Here is an 18,512-nt window from a genome sequence, read left to right as displayed (position 1 = left end):
TCGATAATTTCTAATTAAAAGATTTAAATTTATGGTCTAAAAATGCTTGGCCGCAACCAACCACTAAACCAAGTACATGTGCTGCATTGGCAACATTGAGACCAAATATTGGGAAGAAACCTAGCACCAGCCAAACCAGCATAAAACCAACATAAGGTTTAGGTAAATTAAGACCTTGTGCGGGCGCTAACCAACCAGTCCACCAAATATAACCGACCAGCGCATAAACCACACCCGATAAACCACCAAAATTAGGACCGGATAATAAAAACTGGCCGATATTGGGTATTAACGCGGCAACTAGAAACAACAGTAACAATTTTTTACTACCTAGCTTATTTTCAATCTGGCCACCAAGATACCACCACCATAATAAATTAAATACCAGGTGTAAAACTGAAAAATGCATGATCGCAGGCGTAAATAAACGCCAAATTTCACTCAGTGAGTTGGCACTTAACTCAAAAGGAAAATGCAGCGCCGCATAAATAAATTCATTTTGTGTCAACATACTGAAATACATCGCCACAAAAACAACAACACTTAAGACAAAAACAGTCAGCGTCACTTTACCTGCATGCATCAAAAAATTAGCCAACATATTACCTGAGCCATAACTGAAGTTCGCGGTACGCGTATCAGCAACATCCCAAGAAGCCGCTTGGTATTTATCTTGGTAAGGGTCAGCCAAAAACAAATCAAGTTCTTGCGAGGCCACGTCAACATGGGTCATCGCAGGTAAACAAATTGCAAAGCCATCGTCTGTCTGTGCAACTTTTGCCTCAATTTTTTGTACCGCTAAATAATCCACAAAAGCCTGCGCCATACGTGGATTATTAATTACACCAATCTCGATCATCACTATTACCTATGTTGATACAAATGCACATTCTCGACGCCAAGCTTCAAACCCACCGTCCATGCTATAAACCTCTTCAAAACCTTGCTCAACTAAATATTGCGCCGCGCCTTGGCTACTACGTCCATGATAACAAACCACCACAACCGGCACATCAAAGTCAGTTTGCTGCATGAAGTTACCTAACACTGAGTCAGTAAGATGCAATGAATCTGCGATATGTGCATCGGTGAATGATTGAGGGTCACGAATATCGACAATTTTAATTGGTTCCTGATTTGCTACTTTGTCCTGCACTTGTGTAACCGATATATGCTGAAATGTATCCACTCTTTACCCCTATATTTAATACGCTAAATATTATAATCATACACATTGTGGGTGATATGCATATATAGATTCAAGTGCTATCGAAATAAAGTCACACGAACGCCACAAATCCCGCTATTTTCTGAGAAATAATATGCTAATAAATTTAATTGCCATCCATAAACAGTTACTCATCATCGATATCTAGTCAATTCAAATTATTTCTGTAGGTTTACCTGTAGAAGTGTAATTTAATTTACAACTCAACAGTATTTTTCAACGGAAATGTTAAACTAAAGAAAACCCTTTAAATGAACATACTAGAATGACGCTAATGCCAAAAACACAACATAAATACCTCATGTATGTAGAGCAAAATTATTCTTTCGAAATCTTACAACCTATCGTAGATGCTATTGCAAGAGAAGGAAGCATAAGTGCTTGGTATATTCACGGTAACAAGGCCAACGCAAAGCATTTACCGGAGAATAGCGTATTGCTTGATTCCGTTGACGCCGTTAAAACATTTAATCCAAGGGCAGTTTTTGTACCAGGAAATGTAGTACCTGATTTCTTCCCCGGTATTAAAGTTCAAGTATTTCATGGCTTAGAGTGGAAAAAGAAAGACCATTTTAGATTACGAGGATTTTTTGATCTTTACTGTACTCACGGCCCAATAACTAGTGAAATGTTTAAACAGTTGAGTCTTAAACACCCTTACTATAATGTCATTGAAACGGGTTGGTCTAAATTAGACCCTTTATTCTCAACAACTGAGATAGACAAAGAGCAGCAAGATAAATTACAGATATTATATGCCCCTACTTTCTCTAAATCCCTGACAAGTACAGGCGCGTTGTACGCAAAAATAGCGCAATTAAGCAAAACAGGTCGGTTTAATTGGAAAATCCGCTTCCACCCTAAAGAAGATCCACAGACCGTTGAAAAGTATAAAAAACTTTCTGGTCCCAACCTTTCTTTTGATAACAACAGGGATATTACATTATCACTACAACAATCTGACATCTTACTATCAGATACATCATCTGTCGTGTCTGAGTTTTTGCTGTTGAATAAGCCCGCGGTCACCTTCGACAATAAAGAACCTGGGGATTATATCATTAATATTACCGATGCAGACAAGCTTGAGCAAGCATTAGACCTCGCATCTCAGCCAAGTCAAGAATTACATCAGCTAATAAAAGGTTACAATCAGCAAGTCCATCCCTATACAGATGGTAGTGCAAGTGAACGTATTCTCGAGGCCGTAGAGCAATGCATTCAAATACCAGCAGAAAAATCAAAACCATTAAACTTATTAAGAAAATTAAAAATAAGACGTTCACACGCATATTATAAGTTTAAATAGTGCCGACTTGAACCATATTCAGATAATTTAAACATGAGCAAAAAGCAGCGCTATCCGATTTATAACGACGAAGACAGAATGCATATCATTAGCTCGCTATCATGTGTAGATTATGTATTTCTTGAAGAGTCACTCGAAAATAAAAAAGAATATATCCAAAAGTACAAAGCAGATATGCTCATTATGGGTGATGATTGGTTAGATAGGTTTGATGATATGAAAGCGTTTTGCCAAGTAAAATACTTACCTAGAACGCCATCAGTGTCCACAACTGAGATAATTGAAATTGTTAAACATACCGTACGCTAGAATTATATCAACAAAAGGACATTGAATGCTTAGCCGAACACTCTACACCACGCTACTTTATGCAACTTCACCGTTGATATTTTCTTTATTATTGAAAACTAAGAAAGGTAAACCGCCCATTGGTGAGCGTTGGAAAGAATTTGTCGGTATCGCGCCTAAATTAGCCCAAGCACAGCAACCAATTTGGATCCACGCGGTATCAGTCGGGGAAGTGATCGCAGCAACACCCATTATCAACGCCTTACAACAGCAGTATCCAGCGCTACCATTACTTATTACCACAACTACAAGTACTGGTGCAGAGCGTGTTGCGGCCTTAACTGGTAACATTGAACACAGATACTTCCCCGCTGATTATCCTTGTGCAGTAAAACAATTTATCAAGCGTATGAATCCAGCATTGTGTTTAATTATGGAAACCGAGTTATGGCCTAACATGCTGACAATTTGTAAAGACCGAGGTATTCCGACCATAGTGGTGAATGCGCGCTTGTCTGAAAAATCGCAACAAAAATACCAACGTTTTCAGTCATTGTTTTCAGCACCATTACAAAAAATAACCCATATTTTATGTCAGGATGAACATGATCAACGTCGTTTTAAAACGTTAGGCTTAAGCCAATCTCAACTTTCTGTCACAGGTACCGTTAAATTTGATATTCAATTCTCAGAGAACATCATCAATAATGGCTTATCACTGCGCCAACAATTGGGCAAACAACGTCCTGTCGTCATCGCCTCAAGTACACATAAGGGTGAAGATGAGATAGTGCTTGCAGCATTTGCAAAAGTAAAACAGCAACATACTCATGCTGTTTTAATATTAGTGCCTCGCCATCCAGAACGCTTTGATGATGTTGCGACTCTGTGCTTAAGTAAGTTCCCAAAAACGCAGCGACGAAGCCAAAGTAAGGCAACTGATGACCTAAGTGATATTGATATTTATTTAGGGGATAGCATGGGTGAAATGCCGATCCTACTCGCTGCCAGTGATATCTGCTTTATGGGCGGCAGTTTAATTGGTGACAAAGTCGGTGGACATAACTTATTAGAACCCGCAGCACTATCAAAAGCCTGTATTACTGGGCCAAGTTATTTTAACTTTGCTGATGTAACGACGCAATTACTCGATTGTAATGGCGTTGCGGTCGTCAATGATGAGCTTGAATTGACCAATAAGATAAGTGAATTAATGTCACAACCTGAGATTGCAGAAACGATGGGGCAACAAGCAAAGCATGTCGTGGAGAAGAACAAAGGCGCACTAAGCAAGATCATGCAGACACTAACCTATTACATTGATCAAACGATCAAGCCAGCCCATACCAAATAGTGGCTATCATCAATATGGTTTATCTTAATCACCCACATTATTAGCGATAAAGAAAAACCATATTGTACATCTATCTACTCGCGTTAAAACAATTCACCATTAATATCAGGGACAACTGTTTCAGCCGTGGCTAAACGTAAATAATATTCACGCATATGCTGATAATCAACAAGGGCTTGTTCAGTAAAATAGGGTTTCATCATAAAGAGTGTTTTCAGAATACCGCGATAAATATCAGTCTTATATACTTTTGCATCTTTACTGATTGTGGTGCGATAACTTACCCAAGAAACCAGTACAACCTTAATTGAATTGGCCAACTCATCCAGATCTTCCATCTGGATATTGACCACATTATTTTTCTGTAAAGAAAATAGCAGATCAACTTCACGCTGCGCAGAAATCTCTTGAAATTTTAAATACTTCTTATGTAAATTCGGGTCTCGAGATAACAAGCTCGGTAAACTGTAATACAAGAATCGAAAACGCCACATCGTTTCAAACATTGAATCTAAATAACGCATCATCACTTCTAATGTCACGTCACCTTCGCTGTGAGGTTGAAAATTGTCAGCTAAATAATTCACATACTGATCAAAAATTGAGTCAATAATGTCTTCTTTATTACGAAAATGATAATAAAGATTACCTGGGCTAATGCCTAAATGCGCGGCAATATGGTTGGTAGTGACATTACGCTCTCCACATTCATTAAACAACCCAAGTGCCGCATGAATGATCTTATCTTTGGTTTTCATGGAAATGACCGCTTTGATTTATAATAGTTCTGTTAATACTCGCACATTTAGTGCGAAATGACACAGTGTAATATCTCATTGTTAGAACATTCGCTCAACATTGATAACCTGCGAGTAGCAAACCCCAGTCAGACGCCTGCCATTTAAACGCAGTGTCTTTAGTTTGTTCTTTCACAAAAGAGCGTTTAAGCCGAGCTAGATTGGCTTGTTTCCAGCTATCTGCAGCAGGTTTAAACTTGCAGCGATCAAAATCGATCAACCACCACTTACCTTGCCCATCGAGAATAATATTATGAGTATTTAAATCTGCGTGCCATAAATCAACATCATGAAAGCGTTTGATCATAATACCAATCTGCTGATACTCAACATCACTCAACGCGCGCTCTTTTAACACAGCGACTAAATCTTTGGCTCCAGAGATCTTCTCGGTAATCAAATCAGCTTGATAAAACAGCCCTTGCTTAATGATCTGACCGGCAATGGGTTTTGGCGCGGGTAAATGTTTATCTACCAGTTGCTGCGTAACAACAAACTCTTGATAGGCACGGGTATTTTTAAGTCCAGTATAAATATAAGCATCTTTAATCAACTTGGCAATAAGGCCTCCACGGTGATAATGGCGTAGTACAAATTCATCATTGTTTATTTTAAAAAACCAGGTAATACCGCGACCAAACGCGGATCCAATTATCGCATTGTTATGTTGCCAATGTGCCCCGTCAAAATATTCAGGGGTGATCTCAGCGTTTAATTCGTCCTGAAAAAATAAGACTCGATTGCCTTGTGTCTGTATTAACATGTGCTCTCCAAAAAATACTTCACCGATAAATTTTACATTACCTCAAACGATTTGCATAATAGCCTTTTACATTCAACGACTAGAAATGATGAATATGACCCCTCCACAGAGTATCTGTATTTTACGTTTTTCCGCAATTGGTGATGTTTGCCATGCTGTTTCTGTTGTACAAGCAATTCAGCGACAATACCCTAACGCAAAGATCACTTGGGTTATCGGAAAAATTGAAGCCATGTTAGTTGGGGACATCGACAATGTTGAATTCATTATTTTTGATAAAAAAACCGGTTTAAAGGGTTATTCAGATCTGCGTAAAAAATTAAAAAACCGTCAGTTTGATATACTACTGCATATGCAAGTCGCACTCAGAGCCAGCATCGCGAGTTTATGCATTAAAGCCACACAGCGCTGGGGTTTTGATAAAACCAGAGCCAAAGAAGGCCAGTGGTTATTTACCAATCATAAAATAAAACCCCAATCACAACCGCATGTACTCGATGGCTTTATGGCATTTGCCGAAGCAATAGGTGTCCCAGTCGCACCACCACAATGGAACATCCCGCTTTCAACCCAAGATAATTTATGGGCGCATTCGCAGTTAAGCCACGAAAAGAAAAATTTTATTATTTGCCCATCAGCAAGTAACGCAGAACGTAATTGGTCAACCAAAGGTTATGCTGAAATAGCCAATTATATGCATGACAATAATTATCAAGTATCTATCTGTGGCGGCCCAACTGACAGCGAAAAACAACTTGCTAAAGATATCATTCAAATTGCGACAGCACCGATTAACAACCTTGTTGGTGACACATCGTTAAAACAATTACTCGCTATTTTAAAACATGCCGACCTGGTATTAGCACCAGATACCGGTCCAGCACACATGAGTACCACAGTCGGTACACCTATAATTGGATTATATGCGCACAGCAATCCAGGCCGTACAGGCCCTTACAATAACCTTAACGATGTCGCCGAAGTCTATCACCAACATTTACCCAACAGTGAATGGGGACAACGAGCGAAAGGCGCAGACTTAATGGAAAGCATCAGTATCGCAGCGGTTAAAAATAAATTAGCACGTTTTATATAAGCGTAATATAGCGCGATGCCTTATTTAAGGGCATCTATCCTGAACTAAATTTAAGTAGAGTAAAACTATCATGACAGTAAGAGTAATTTACCCAGGTACATTTGATCCCGTCACCAATGGTCATACCGATTTAATCGCGCGCGCAGCCAAATTATTTGACCACGTGATTGTTGGTGTGGCCTTTAATTCAACCAAGAAACCCTTCTTTGACCTTGAGGAACGCGTGCAATTAGCCAAAGACGTGACAACCCATTTAGCCAATGTGGAAGTGGTCGGGTTTAGCGGTTTGTTAGTTGATTTTGCAAAAGAATATAACGCGTCAGTACTGATCCGTGGATTACGTGCGGTGTCTGATTTTGAGTACGAATTCCAACTGGCGAATATGAACCGTCGCTTAAGTCCTGATTTAGAAAGCGTATTCCTAACACCGTCGGAAGAGAATTCATTTATCTCTTCAACACTGGTGAAAGAAGTCGCTATTCACAACGGTGATGTGGCTCAGTTTGTCGATCCCATTGTGTGCCAAGCCATTTTAGATAAAATTGCAGAAAATGCAGCCCGTTAAGTAAAGCTTAGGTTAGCGCTGGCATTGATTACAATAAATCGTGTTGCGCTGACCGATCTTCATCGCTTTTAATTCCTCACCACACTTGGGACACGGTTTGCCGGCTTTGCCGTATACCTGCAATTCCTGCACAAAATAACCGGGTTTACCATCGGCCTGGGTAAAATCCTTTAACGTGGTGCCGCCTTGCGCAATCGCTTTGGCTAATACCAGTTTGACTTCCTCAACAAGTACCTTGTAACGTTGTAAAGACACCTTACCTGCCGCCCGTTTCGGACTGATCCCCGCCGAGAATAACGCTTCGTTAGCATAAATGTTACCAACCCCCACAACAATATGGTTATCCATCAGAAATGACTTAACCGGTATTTTTCGTGTACGAGAACGGTCAAACAAACGTTGTGCCGTAAAATCATCTGTTAACGGCTCTGGTCCTAAACTGGCTAATAATTTATGTTCAAGTACATCACCAACTTGCCACAACACCGAACCAAAACGTCTAGGATCGTTCAGGCGAAGACATTTACCTGAATTCAACACGATATCTACATGATCATGCTTTTCGACTGCGACGCTTGAATCAAGCACTCTTAGACTACCTGACATGCCCAAGTGAATGATGATGGTGCCTTTTTCCGTCTCTAATAATAAATATTTAGCCCGGCGACGCACACTTATCACAGTACAACCCACTGCATCTTGCAACGCCATCGGCACTGGCCAACGTAATTGCCCATTACGCACGATTATCTGCGTGATCTGGGCGTTTTCAAGATAAGGAGCAATGCCTTGACGGCTTACTTCCACTTCCGGTAATTCAGGCATGGTGACATCCAATAGGTAACAATCTAACTCAACTAATGAGATCGATTAAAGCATCGACAACAATATAAAACGATTAACGAGGTAATAACACTTGTAATTCAGACTCATCGATGAGCAACAACTGACTCTGCCAATTTTGTAACAAATAACCGCTATTAATTTGATATAAGATCAGCGTAACAGGCTCGGCTAAGTTCGCCAATTCGAAGGAAATGTTAATACCATAAGCGAGATTCGCGATGACAACATCCTCAGCCACTGGTTTAAACGTGGCCGTTTCCCACGCTTTAATGATTTGCCGCAATTGCGGCTGTGACAAGCCCAGTTCTGGTTTAGTCGCCAACTGACTACCAACACGTTGAATTTGAATATTATCAAACTGCATCGACAATACGATCGCATTCAGGGGTAGCGCAGTTTGATAATAACGAGTTGTATTACCACCGCCTATTGTTTTTCCTGAATATTGAAATATCAGCATCATCGCCAGTATTGTAAATATTAATACGTTATTCCAACCTCGTCGTGATAATTGCACGCGCCAACCCTTTCTTGCTGATTTATCAATAAGTATATGCAAATTACGTGAAAACGCCGACCAGAGCAAGTTTAACAAGATAGAATTTTAGGCAAAAAAAAACTCAGCAAAAGCTGAGTTTTAAATATCTGTACATAAAACCAAAGATTACTTGATTTTACCTTCTTTGTACATAACGTGCTTGCGAACTACGGGATCAAACTTTTTGATCTCCATTTTCTCAGGCATGTTTCTTTTATTCTTAGTAGTGGTATAGAAGTGACCAGTACCAGCAGATGAATTCAAACGAATTTTATCGCGCATAATAGAGCTCCTTAAACCTTCTCACCACGGGCACGCATTTCAGCAAGAACTGAATCGATACCCTTTTTATCAATAATACGCATACCTTTACAAGTAAGGCGTAATTTTACAAAGCGGTTTTCGCTCTCAACCCAAAAACGATGTGTATGTAGGTTTGGCAAAAAACGGCGACGTGTGCGGTTTTTTGCGTGAGAAACGTTATTACCAACAGCTGGTTTTTTACCAGTAACTTGGCATATTTTAGACATGTCGTCTTCTCCAAATATTTTCTTGCTCGAGCAAATATACAGCGTCTTGTTGGCCGTCGCCCAAGACGCGTGCTAAAGGCCGCATTTTATACAGCAAATAGAAACATAGAGCAAGCTTTTTATATTTCAACGATGAGTGAAAATCACAATTTCACATCCACCCCCGCTCTGCAAAGCTTGCTATCTCACTGTCTCCTATAACAAAATGATCGAGAACTTTAACATCAATCAATTGTAAGGCTGAGATAAGTTTATCTGTGATCATACGATCGGCATGGCTGGGTTCAGCAATACCAGAGGGATGATTATGGGCAAAAATTACGGCCGCAGCGTTTCTTTCTAACGCTTTTTTAACCACCACTCTCGGATAAACACTAGCGCTGTCTATTGTGCCATAAAACAACTCCTCAAAGCGAATAACTCGGTGCTTATTGTCTAAAAATAATACCGCGAATACTTCATTAGGTTGATCGCGCAATTTAGCGCGGATGTAATCGCGACTTTCTTGAGGGCTGGTTAACACGTTACTCCGCTCCAATTTTTCGGCTAAAAAGCGGCGTGACATTTCCACCACGGCTTGTAATTGCACATATTTAGCCACCCCCAGCCCCTTAGTTTGGCAGAACTCATGTTCACTCGCCGCCAGTAACGCCCGCAAGGTGCCAAAATCAGCTAATATATTACTCGCCAGCGCAACGACATTGGTGCCTTTGATGCCAGTGCGTAAGAATATCGCCAACAATTCTGCATCCGATAATGAAGTTGCGCCTAATTTAACCAATTTTTCGCGAGGCATTTCATCCTTAGGTAATGCTTTTAATTTCATCTTTCCACTCACCATTTAACATAACATCCAGTTAGCTTAGTCATTAGGTGAATAAAAGGAGCGGCTAATGATAAAACAGTGAAACAGTTCAAATTTATGCATTTAATAATGCGGCATATAAAATTAATAACAAACCTTAGCATCTGCGAATTTAATTATGGTATTGTTATTACGTTATTAGAATATCCTTTCAGATTTCAACGTGGAATACACCATGACTGCTATTGCCAATAAACGCATTTTGCTCGGTATTACAGGTGGCATAGCCGCTTATAAATGTGCGGAATTAACCCGTCGATTAACGGAACGCGGCGCACAAGTCCGCGTTGTAATGACTCAATCGGCGCAAGAGTTTATTACCCCGCTTACCCTGCAAGCAGTCTCTGGATTTCCCGTTTCACATAATTTACTCGACCCCGCAGCCGAAGCAGGTATGGGCCACATTGAATTAGCTAAATGGGCAGATTTAGTGCTGATCGCGCCCGCCACTGCTAACTTTATCGCCAAGTTGACCGCCGGTATTGCCGATGATTTACTCTCCACGTTATGCTTAGCGACGCCAGCACCGATTGCCATTGCACCCGCGATGAATCAAGTGATGTATCAAGCGCCAGCAACCCAAGCGAATTTAGCCACACTCAAGCAACGCCAAGTCACACTTTGGGGCCCTGCTTCAGGCGCGCAAGCTTGTGGTGATGTAGGACCCGGAAGAATGGTTAATCCAGATGAATTAGTGACCGCGGTTGTTGATTACTTTATCGACCAAGCACAACCGCAATTATTAGCGGGTAAAAATATCATGATCACCGCCGGACCAACTCGCGAGGCGATTGATCCGGTGCGTTACATCAGTAATCACAGCTCCGGTAAGATGGGTTATGCCCTTGCCCAAGCCGCGCGTTCACTCGGCGCCAATGTGACCGTCGTAAGCGGTCCAGTGGCACTAGCCGCACCTGCCAAATGTAATCTGGTTAAAGTGATCAGTGCGCTGGATATGCACGATGCGGTCATGGCTGATATTAATCAGCAAGACATTTTCATTGCTTGCGCAGCGGTCGCAGATTACCGCCCAGCAACAATTGCCGAACAAAAAATCAAAAAGACCAATAACGACGAAATGATCGTACGTATGATCAAAAATCCCGATATCGTGGCCAAGGTCGCCGCGCTCGAAAATGCTCCTTTTACTGTCGGTTTTGCTGCAGAAACACAAGATGTTGAACATTATGCACGCGACAAAATGCAACGTAAAAATCTTGCTATGATCGCTGCTAATGACGTGTCACAATCGGGCCAAGGGTTCAATGCCGAAGACAACGCATTAACCGTATTCTGGCCCCAAGGTATGACGCAAATTGCATTAGCCAGCAAACAAGATGTAGCCGCACAGTTATTACAGTTAATTGCCACGCAGTTCAATGCGAATACCTCGCCATAATTAATTTTATATTCAAAAGTTTACCGTGTGTTGCGCTAACGCAAGGCACTGTCGAGCCATCAATTGATATATTCAGTGAAGCAAACAATGAAAAAAATACAAGTTAAAATATTAAATCCACGCGTGGGTACCGAATTTCCATTACCAAGTTATGCAACACCGGGTTCGGCGGGTTTAGATCTGCGTGCTTGCCTTGCACAACCATTAACGGTTAACCCAGGCGAAACACATTTGATCCCAACGGGTATTGCCATTCATATAGCCGACCCAAGCATGGCAGCAACCATTTTACCGCGTTCAGGCTTAGGCCATAAACACGGTATTGTATTGGGTAACTTAGTGGGTTTGATTGATTCCGATTATCAAGGTGAGTTAATGATCTCATGTTGGAATCGCGGTCAAGATAGCTTCATTATTCAACCGGGCGATCGTATTGCTCAAATGATGATAGTGCCAGTGATCCAAGCAGAGCTCATCATAGTTGAAGAGTTTGATAGTAGTGAACGCGGCGAAGGTGGCTTTGGCCATTCGGGTAAGCAATAACGGTTAACACCATTCTAGGATGAAAAAGATGTCAACAAGCACTAAAAAGAATCGTCGAGAACAGATTTTACAAGCGTTAGCACATATGCTGGAGACCCATCCAGGTCAGCGTATCACGACCGCAAAACTGGCGAAAGAAGTCGGCGTGTCAGAGGCAGCCCTCTATCGTCACTTCCCAAGTAAAGCGCGTATGTTTGAAGGTTTAATTACCTTTATCGAAGATTCAATATTAGCCGGTATTAATCAAATATTAAATGAAGAGAAAGATACCATTACGCGTTGTCATCACATCCTGCATCTGCTGTTGGTCTTTACCGAGCGTAACCCCGGCATCACCCGCATTATGACTGGCGATGCACTGCAAGGTGAGCACGAGCGGCTTAGCCAGCAGATCAGCACACTGTACGCAAAGATTGAAACCCATTTAAAACAAGTGCTACGTGAAAAGAAAATGCGTGACGGCACTGGCTTTAATTTAGATGAAAGTATGTTGGCAAACTTATTACTGGCGTATGCAGAAGGGCGTATTAACCAATTTGTACGCACCCGCTTTGCGTTAAAACCAACCACAGACTTTGATCAGCAGTGGGACTTCTTACGCAAGCAGCTATTACAAAGTTAATCATTACAACGTTCAATGTGTAATACCAATTGCGAAGTGTAAAAAAAACAAAGGCTACCGAGGTAGCCTTTATTTTTTATAGCCGCTATATATTCATCACCGCTCATGCCTAACCAACAACGTCTAACCTTGCGGTTAAAGATGCTGATTAGATACCGTAGTTTTCACGGTATGTTTTTACAGTCTCAAGATGCTGTTGCATTTCAGGCTTATCCGCTAAGAAAGAAACAAGATCAGCTAACGTCACAATTGATAATACCTTACAACCATAATCACGTTCGATTTCTTGGATTGCAGATAACTCGCCTTTGCCTTTTTCTTGGCGGTCTAGCGCAATTAACACACCCGACAGTTCCGCGTTATGGGCTTGAATGATGTCCATTGATTCACGGATTGCGGTACCTGCAGTGATCACATCATCAACCAGCATAATACGACCTTCAAGCGCAGCGCCGACTAATGACCCACCTTCACCGTGGTCTTTTTTCTCTTTACGGTTAAAGCAGTAAGGTGCATCAATATCATGATGATCGTTCAGCGCCACAACAGTTGTTGTCGCAATTGGGATACCTTTGTAGGCAGGACCAAATATCACATCGTATTCGATACCAGAATCAACTAAAGCTGCCGCATAGAAACGACCAAGACGAGATAAGTCACGACCCGTGTTAAACAAACCGGCATTGAAGAAATAAGGGCTAGTACGACCAGACTTTAGAGTGAATTCACCAAACTTAAGCACTTCTTTTTCTAAAGCAAACTCAATAAATTCGCGTTGGTAATCTTTCATCGTTTTCCCCTATTATGATTAGTTAGCTAAACGCTATTCTAACAAGCTTTACGCTTTAATCAAACTATCACCGAGTGCTTTCTTTTGTTCGATAATGATCATCTCGATACCCTCTTTCGCTAACGCCAGCATGTCTAACATTTCTTCGTGGCTAAACGGCACGCCTTCCGCAGTACCTTGAATTTCGATAAATTTACCGGTTTCAGTCATCACTACATTCATGTCTGTTTCAGCATCTGAATCTTCTGCGTAATCTAAATCGCAAACCGCTTCACCTTTATAGATACCCACAGACACAGCTGCGATCATAAATTTAATTGGGCTGACAGTTAATTTACCTTTACGGATCAGAAATTCAACCGCGTCAGCCAATGCCACACAAGCGCCTGTAATAGCCGCCGTACGCGTGCCACCGTCAGCTTGAATAACATCACAATCGATGATAATGGTGTGCTCACCTAATGACTCCAGATCGATACAAGCACGTAATGAACGCGCGATCAGGCGTTGAATTTCCATCGTACGTCCAGTTTGTTGGCCACGGGCGGCTTCACGCTGCATACGTTTGTGCGTAGAGCGCGGTAACATGCCGTATTCAGCGGTCACCCAACCTTGGCCTTTACCTTTTAAGAAACGTGGTACACCCTTTTCAACAGTCGCAGTACACAATACTTTCGTACCACCGAATTCAACTAAGACAGAACCTTCTGCATGCGCGGTGAAGTTACGGGTAATTGTTACAGGTCGAACTTGACCTAATGTTCTTTGACTCGGACGCATTATTTTGACTCTTCAAGGATGATTGACCAATATTATATGAGCTAAGCTAAACTATCGCTATAGCAAGTTGTAATAACCTACAGGTATAATTAGCTTAATTTACTTAATTAACGGATTTAACATGATTCATAGTATGACGGCATATGCCCGTAAAGAGTTTAAAGGCGATTGGGGTACAGCGGTATGGGAGATCCGTTCGGTTAACCAACGCTACCTCGAAACGTACATCCGATTACCAGAGCAATTTCGTGGTTTAGAAGCGGTACTACGTGAGCGGTTCCGTAAACAATTACAACGCGGCAAAGTTGAATGTAACCTGCGTTTTGAAGCCAGCTCAGCAAACAGCGGTGCATTACAACTCAATGAAGCATTAGCCGAAAAATTAATTGAAAGCGCAAATTGGGTATCGAAAAAAGCCGGTAAAGCCAAACTAAACCCGGTAGATATTCTACGCTGGCCTGGCGTAATGGAAGCCGAAGAAAAAGACATGGGTGAGTTATCAACCGACCTATTACGCTTTTTCAACGAAACCCTGACAGAATTTTTAGAGTCGCGCGCGTCAGAAGGTGAAAAACTGCAAGCGATGCTAGAACAACGTTTAGCCGGCATCACTGAACAAGCCGCGTTTGTGCACAGTAAAATGCCAGAGATCATCGAATGGCAACGTGAGCGCATTCAAAAGAAATTTGCCGATGCGAAAATCGAATTAGATGAAACCCGCGTTGAACAAGAGCTTATTTTAATGGCACAGAAGTTAGATGTGGCCGAAGAAATCGATCGCTTAAATGCCCACGTAACAGAAACGTACAGTATTTTGAAGAAAGGTGGCGCTTGTGGCCGTCGTCTTGATTTTATGATGCAAGAATTCAATCGTGAATCAAATACCTTAGGTTCAAAATCGATTAGTACAGATATTACTAAGTCAGCGGTAGAGCTTAAAGTTTTGATTGAGCAAATGCGTGAGCAGTTACAAAATATAGAATGATGTTTTGATTCGTTTTAAATAGTACAAAGCACACTGCAAAGCCCCGTAATTACGGGGCTTTCTTGTTTTCGCATGTTCTGGCATGTTCCACATAGTTCGTGGTAGAGTGATGACACATATGATGACACGATTTAATGTCATCATCAAATTGGATTGATTTACAACTCTGTGTCATCACTAAAGGCGTAGGCTAATGAACAATAAACAAATTGATGCTCTGATCAGAAAGTGTGAGCCAGTAATGCTCACCGTCGATACTGGTTTATACTTTCGTATTGCAAAAGGAAATCCGTCTTGGGTGGTAAAATACACGTTAGGAGGTAAGCGTAGTCAAATTGCATTACCTGAAGCTTACCCGCACTGCTCTATTGCCCAAGCTAAGAAAATAGCTGCCGAGATCCGCTCTCAGGTAAATACAGGTATAGATCCCAAATCAAAACGCCAACAAGATAAACAAGAAGTGATTCGTAATGTCGATGACCTGTTTCAAGATTGGTATGATAATGACATTTCAAAGCGTCTGAAACATCCCAGTATTCCCCATCGTATTTACCGTAAAGAACTAAAGCCCTACATCGGTAAGCTATCAATTAAAGACGTAAACCCTAGAAATATCAGATCTATCATTCAAGCCATTATGGATAGTCAGCGACGTTCAACAGCAAACCAAGCGTTGATGTATGCCAAGCAGTTATTTCGCCATGCGGTAAAGCTAAACTTAATCACCTACAACCCTGCTCAAGCTTTTACCCAATCAGATGCAGGTGGCGTTTGCGAGGGACGAGTTCGCGCTTTAAACATTGATGAATTAGAAACAGTATTTCGCGTATTTCGAGAACAACAAAATATATTCACTCGTGAAAACTACCTTGCTTGTTGCCTACTGTTATCACTTGGTGTTCGTAAAGGGGAATTGATATCCGCAAAGTGGCAAGATTTTGATATTAAAAAACGTCTATGGAATATGCCTGCGGAAAACAAAACAGGTGTAGCAATTACTATACCATTGCCACCAGCATGTATGCCTTGGCTTGAAGAGTTATATATACGCGCTTGTGGCGCTGATTATCTGTTTCCATCAAGAAGGGCTAGTAAGCGTCGATCTTATATATCAGATGACACCCTAAATCATGCACTGGCAAAACTATTCGGCCTAAAAGTAGATGGCAACAAGCAGCCTTATGACAACTTATTAGGCAATGCAGGTATTGAACACTTCACCATTCATGACTTGCGACGCACATGTCGTAGCCTATTAGCGGTGATGGATATACAAGGGCATGTTGCTGAACGCTGTCTCAACCACAAACTTAAAGGTGTTGAAGGTATTTATAACCGTCATGATTATTTGCCAGAACGTAAAGAAGCACTTGAAAAACTCGCAAATAGCCTAGCCCCAATCTTCAACTATCAAGAGGTTGATTTTAAAAATGCCTGATAACTGCATATTAACCACCATGGAGATCACCTAATAACATCGATGGAGATCACCCAATAACCTCAATCAAGATCAGCTAATAACATTCATGAAGATCACTTTTACCCTGAAATGTTATTGAGTGATCTCCATGAATGTTATTGGACAAACTTGCTTTTTTCACTGCCCTGTAGGTGTATTTAACCGTTATTCTGTTCATTTTGATGAAGGGAATGACTATGCCAACGGCACCTATATCTATGCGTAAATTAAAAGAGATCCTTAGACTCAAATACGGTTGTTCACTGAGCCATCGTCAAGTCGCTAAAAGTTTATCTATCTCCCCCTCAGTGGTATCTCGTTATGCCAATCGAGCAGCCCAAATGGGGATCACCTCATGGCCGTTATCTGAGGAATGGGATGATGTGACTCTTCATCAAAAATTTCTGCACACTACCGTCAAAACCAATCCCCAAATCACCACCCCAGATTGGTCGGTGATCCATCAAGAACTCAAGCCAAAAACAATGACTCTGCAATTACTATGGGAAGAATACAGAGAACGAAATAACAATAAATTCTATAGTTACAATCACTTCTGCCGGCTATATAAGAAATGGCTTGGTTGTCAAAAACCATCGATGCGACAACAGCATAAGGCGGGTGAAAAACTATTTATTGATTACTGTGGGCCGACGATGAACATTATTGATCCTACAACCGGTGAAATTAAAACGGCACAAATTTTTGTTGCCGTGATGGGTGCCTCTAATTACACCTATGCAGAAGCCACGTGGACCCAAGGTCTAGAAAATTGGGTGATGAGCCACGCTCGCTGTTTCACCTTTTTAGGCGGTGTTCCTGAGCTCTTGATCCCAGACAACTTAAAAAGCGGTACAACCAGATCGTGTCGCTATGATCCCGATATTAACCCGACGTATTCACAGATGGCTGCGCATTATAATACGGTCATCGTGCCGGCTCGCCCTTATAAACCCAAGGATAAAGCCAAAGCTGAAGTGGCTGTACAGATCGTAGAGCGCTGGATCATGGCCGCATTGAGGCATGAAGACTTTTTTTCTTTGCGACAATTAAATATCCGGATCGAAGAATTGCTACTTGAACTCAATCAACGGGCCATGAAAGTGCATCCTGGTACGCGTCATTCACAATTTATTGCCATTGATAAGCCAGAATTGAAACCCTTACCCCTTGAACCGTATATCTATACCCAAGTGAAAATGGTGACTGTACATATCGACTATCACATTGATATAGAAAAGCATTATTACTCTGTACCGCATTCACTGATAAAGAAAAAACTCGAAGCGCATATTACCGGTGAACTCGTCACAGTATACCATCAGGGAGAGTGTGTAGCGGTGCATCCTCGTTCTCACAAGATTGGTGGACACAGCACGCTTGATGCTCATATGCCTGTTTCACATCGAAAACAAGGGGAATGGTCACCGCAACGATTTGAGAAATGGGCGCAAGATATTGGCCCAAAAACAGAAGAGCTCGTCACTCTGTTAATGCAAGAAAGGCCACATCCTGAGCAAGCTTACCGCGTTTGCTTAGGATTGCTTGCGCTAGGTAAACAATACACAACACCGCGCTTAGAGGCTGCATGTGGACGCGCTTTACATACAGGAATAAGAAGATTAGCGGGTATCAAATCTATTCTTAAAAAAGGCCTAGATAACCAACCACTACCTGAACAACAGTTAGATCTATTAGCAGAAATAGAGCACAACAATGTGCGTGGCAATACGTATTATCATTAAGGGAAATGGA

General features: G+C 41.5%; 22 protein-coding genes. 11 read left to right on the top strand and 11 right to left on the bottom strand.

Translation table 11 applies throughout. From position 1 onward, the window contains the following. Positions 1–10 precede the first annotated feature (10 nt). Positions 11–859: a rhomboid family intramembrane serine protease GlpG gene (gene glpG, locus MORIYA_RS15005; RefSeq protein ID WP_112716400.1), complete on the bottom strand. Its 849-nt coding sequence runs from the start codon at positions 857–859 to the stop codon at positions 11–13. A 9-nt stretch (positions 860–868) separates the two neighbouring features. Further along, positions 869–1,189, bottom strand: a complete 321-nt coding sequence (glpE, locus tag MORIYA_RS15000) for a thiosulfate sulfurtransferase GlpE (protein WP_112716398.1) — start codon at positions 1,187–1,189, stop codon at positions 869–871. A 313-nt stretch (positions 1,190–1,502) separates the two neighbouring features. On the opposite strand from glpE, the gene MORIYA_RS14995 reads away from it, so the two are divergent. The 3 genes from MORIYA_RS14995 to waaA are packed head-to-tail and all read left to right on the top strand — an operon-like array spanning position 1,503 to position 4,179. After that, the gene (locus MORIYA_RS14995) at positions 1,503–2,537 is read left to right on the top strand and encodes a CDP-glycerol glycerophosphotransferase family protein (protein WP_112718627.1); all 1,035 of its coding nucleotides are present in this window, start codon (positions 1,503–1,505) and stop codon (positions 2,535–2,537) included. A gap of 33 nt (positions 2,538–2,570) precedes the next feature. Next, complete coding sequence (locus MORIYA_RS14990; protein ID WP_112716396.1) at positions 2,571–2,846, top strand: nucleotidyl transferase family protein; 276 nt, start codon at positions 2,571–2,573, stop codon at positions 2,844–2,846. Between the two features lie 25 nt (positions 2,847–2,871). Beyond that, entirely contained in the window at positions 2,872–4,179 is a 1,308-nt protein-coding gene (waaA, locus tag MORIYA_RS14985) for a lipid IV(A) 3-deoxy-D-manno-octulosonic acid transferase (protein ID WP_112716394.1), read from the top strand. A gap of 83 nt (positions 4,180–4,262) precedes the next feature. Here waaA and MORIYA_RS14980 read toward each other — a convergent pair whose 3' ends face one another. Together MORIYA_RS14980 and MORIYA_RS14975 are read right to left on the bottom strand one after the other, a co-directional pair. Further along, on the bottom strand, positions 4,263–4,937 hold the full coding sequence (locus MORIYA_RS14980) for a TetR/AcrR family transcriptional regulator (protein ID WP_112716392.1): 675 nt from the start codon (positions 4,935–4,937) through the stop codon (positions 4,263–4,265). 94 nt (positions 4,938–5,031) lie between these two features. After that, positions 5,032–5,739 carry a 3-deoxy-D-manno-octulosonic acid kinase gene (locus tag MORIYA_RS14975; RefSeq protein WP_112716390.1) on the bottom strand — a complete coding sequence of 236 codons (708 nt, stop codon included), beginning with the start codon at positions 5,737–5,739 and terminating at the stop codon, positions 5,032–5,034. An 88-nt stretch (positions 5,740–5,827) separates the two neighbouring features. On the opposite strand from MORIYA_RS14975, the gene MORIYA_RS14970 reads away from it, so the two are divergent. Together MORIYA_RS14970 and coaD are read left to right on the top strand one after the other, a co-directional pair. Further along, a complete protein-coding gene (locus MORIYA_RS14970; protein ID WP_174216976.1) occupies positions 5,828–6,835 on the top strand; it encodes a glycosyltransferase family 9 protein in 1,008 nt (335 codons plus the stop codon). Between the two features lie 70 nt (positions 6,836–6,905). Then, positions 6,906–7,400 carry a pantetheine-phosphate adenylyltransferase gene (coaD, locus tag MORIYA_RS14965; RefSeq protein WP_112716388.1) on the top strand — a complete coding sequence of 165 codons (495 nt, stop codon included), beginning with the start codon at positions 6,906–6,908 and terminating at the stop codon, positions 7,398–7,400. Between the two features lie 12 nt (positions 7,401–7,412). Here the strand turns inward: coaD and mutM are convergent, their stop codons facing one another. The 5 genes from mutM to radC form a co-directional block, all read right to left on the bottom strand. Beyond that, positions 7,413–8,225 carry a bifunctional DNA-formamidopyrimidine glycosylase/DNA-(apurinic or apyrimidinic site) lyase gene (gene mutM, locus MORIYA_RS14960; protein WP_112716386.1) on the bottom strand — a complete coding sequence of 271 codons (813 nt, stop codon included), beginning with the start codon at positions 8,223–8,225 and terminating at the stop codon, positions 7,413–7,415. A 73-nt stretch (positions 8,226–8,298) separates the two neighbouring features. Continuing rightward, entirely contained in the window at positions 8,299–8,763 is a 465-nt protein-coding gene (locus tag MORIYA_RS14955) for a hypothetical protein (RefSeq protein ID WP_112716384.1), read from the bottom strand. Between the two features lie 147 nt (positions 8,764–8,910). Next, a complete protein-coding gene (rpmG, locus tag MORIYA_RS14950; protein WP_112716014.1) occupies positions 8,911–9,066 on the bottom strand; it encodes a 50S ribosomal protein L33 in 156 nt (51 codons plus the stop codon). An 11-nt stretch (positions 9,067–9,077) separates the two neighbouring features. Next, entirely contained in the window at positions 9,078–9,314 is a 237-nt protein-coding gene (rpmB, locus tag MORIYA_RS14945; RefSeq protein ID WP_112716382.1) for a 50S ribosomal protein L28, read from the bottom strand. 151 nt (positions 9,315–9,465) lie between these two features. Further along, positions 9,466–10,140 (bottom strand): RadC family protein, encoded by a 675-nt coding sequence (gene radC / locus MORIYA_RS14940; RefSeq protein ID WP_112716380.1) that lies wholly within the window; start codon positions 10,138–10,140, stop codon positions 9,466–9,468. A gap of 214 nt (positions 10,141–10,354) precedes the next feature. Here radC and coaBC point away from each other — a divergent pair, with 214 nt between their 5' ends. The 3 genes from coaBC to slmA all read left to right on the top strand — a co-directional run bounded on the left by coaBC (position 10,355) and on the right by slmA (position 12,743). Next, positions 10,355–11,578: a bifunctional phosphopantothenoylcysteine decarboxylase/phosphopantothenate--cysteine ligase CoaBC gene (gene coaBC, locus MORIYA_RS14935; RefSeq protein WP_112716378.1), complete on the top strand. Its 1,224-nt coding sequence runs from the start codon at positions 10,355–10,357 to the stop codon at positions 11,576–11,578. An 87-nt stretch (positions 11,579–11,665) separates the two neighbouring features. Beyond that, positions 11,666–12,121, top strand: a complete 456-nt coding sequence (gene dut / locus MORIYA_RS14930) for a dUTP diphosphatase (RefSeq protein ID WP_112716376.1) — start codon at positions 11,666–11,668, stop codon at positions 12,119–12,121. A gap of 28 nt (positions 12,122–12,149) precedes the next feature. Beyond that, positions 12,150–12,743, top strand: coding sequence for a nucleoid occlusion factor SlmA (gene slmA / locus MORIYA_RS14925; protein WP_112716374.1), 594 nt, complete (start codon positions 12,150–12,152; stop codon positions 12,741–12,743). 148 nt (positions 12,744–12,891) lie between these two features. On the opposite strand, the gene pyrE is transcribed toward slmA, so the two are convergent. Continuing rightward, on the bottom strand, positions 12,892–13,533 hold the full coding sequence (pyrE, locus tag MORIYA_RS14920) for an orotate phosphoribosyltransferase (RefSeq protein ID WP_112716372.1): 642 nt from the start codon (positions 13,531–13,533) through the stop codon (positions 12,892–12,894). A gap of 48 nt (positions 13,534–13,581) precedes the next feature. Continuing rightward, positions 13,582–14,313 (bottom strand): ribonuclease PH, encoded by a 732-nt coding sequence (gene rph, locus MORIYA_RS14915; protein ID WP_112716370.1) that lies wholly within the window; start codon positions 14,311–14,313, stop codon positions 13,582–13,584. Between the two features lie 121 nt (positions 14,314–14,434). On the opposite strand from rph, the gene MORIYA_RS14910 reads away from it, so the two are divergent. The 3 genes from MORIYA_RS14910 to istA all read left to right on the top strand — a co-directional run bounded on the left by MORIYA_RS14910 (position 14,435) and on the right by istA (position 18,502). Further along, complete coding sequence (locus MORIYA_RS14910) at positions 14,435–15,298, top strand: YicC/YloC family endoribonuclease (protein WP_112716368.1); 864 nt, start codon at positions 14,435–14,437, stop codon at positions 15,296–15,298. Positions 15,299–15,491: 193 nt separating this feature from the next. After that, positions 15,492–16,736 carry a tyrosine-type recombinase/integrase gene (locus tag MORIYA_RS14905; protein ID WP_112716366.1) on the top strand — a complete coding sequence of 415 codons (1,245 nt, stop codon included), beginning with the start codon at positions 15,492–15,494 and terminating at the stop codon, positions 16,734–16,736. Between the two features lie 218 nt (positions 16,737–16,954). After that, positions 16,955–18,502 (top strand): IS21 family transposase, encoded by a 1,548-nt coding sequence (gene istA, locus MORIYA_RS14900; RefSeq protein ID WP_112712098.1) that lies wholly within the window; start codon positions 16,955–16,957, stop codon positions 18,500–18,502. Positions 18,503–18,512 lie beyond the last annotated feature (10 nt).

Source organism: Moritella yayanosii, assembly GCF_900465055.1.
GTDB classification, from domain to species: Bacteria; Pseudomonadota; Gammaproteobacteria; order Enterobacterales; family Moritellaceae; genus Moritella; species Moritella yayanosii.
The sequence above is the reverse complement of the archived record's forward strand: the minus strand, read 5'-3'. Positions and strand labels throughout refer to the sequence as shown.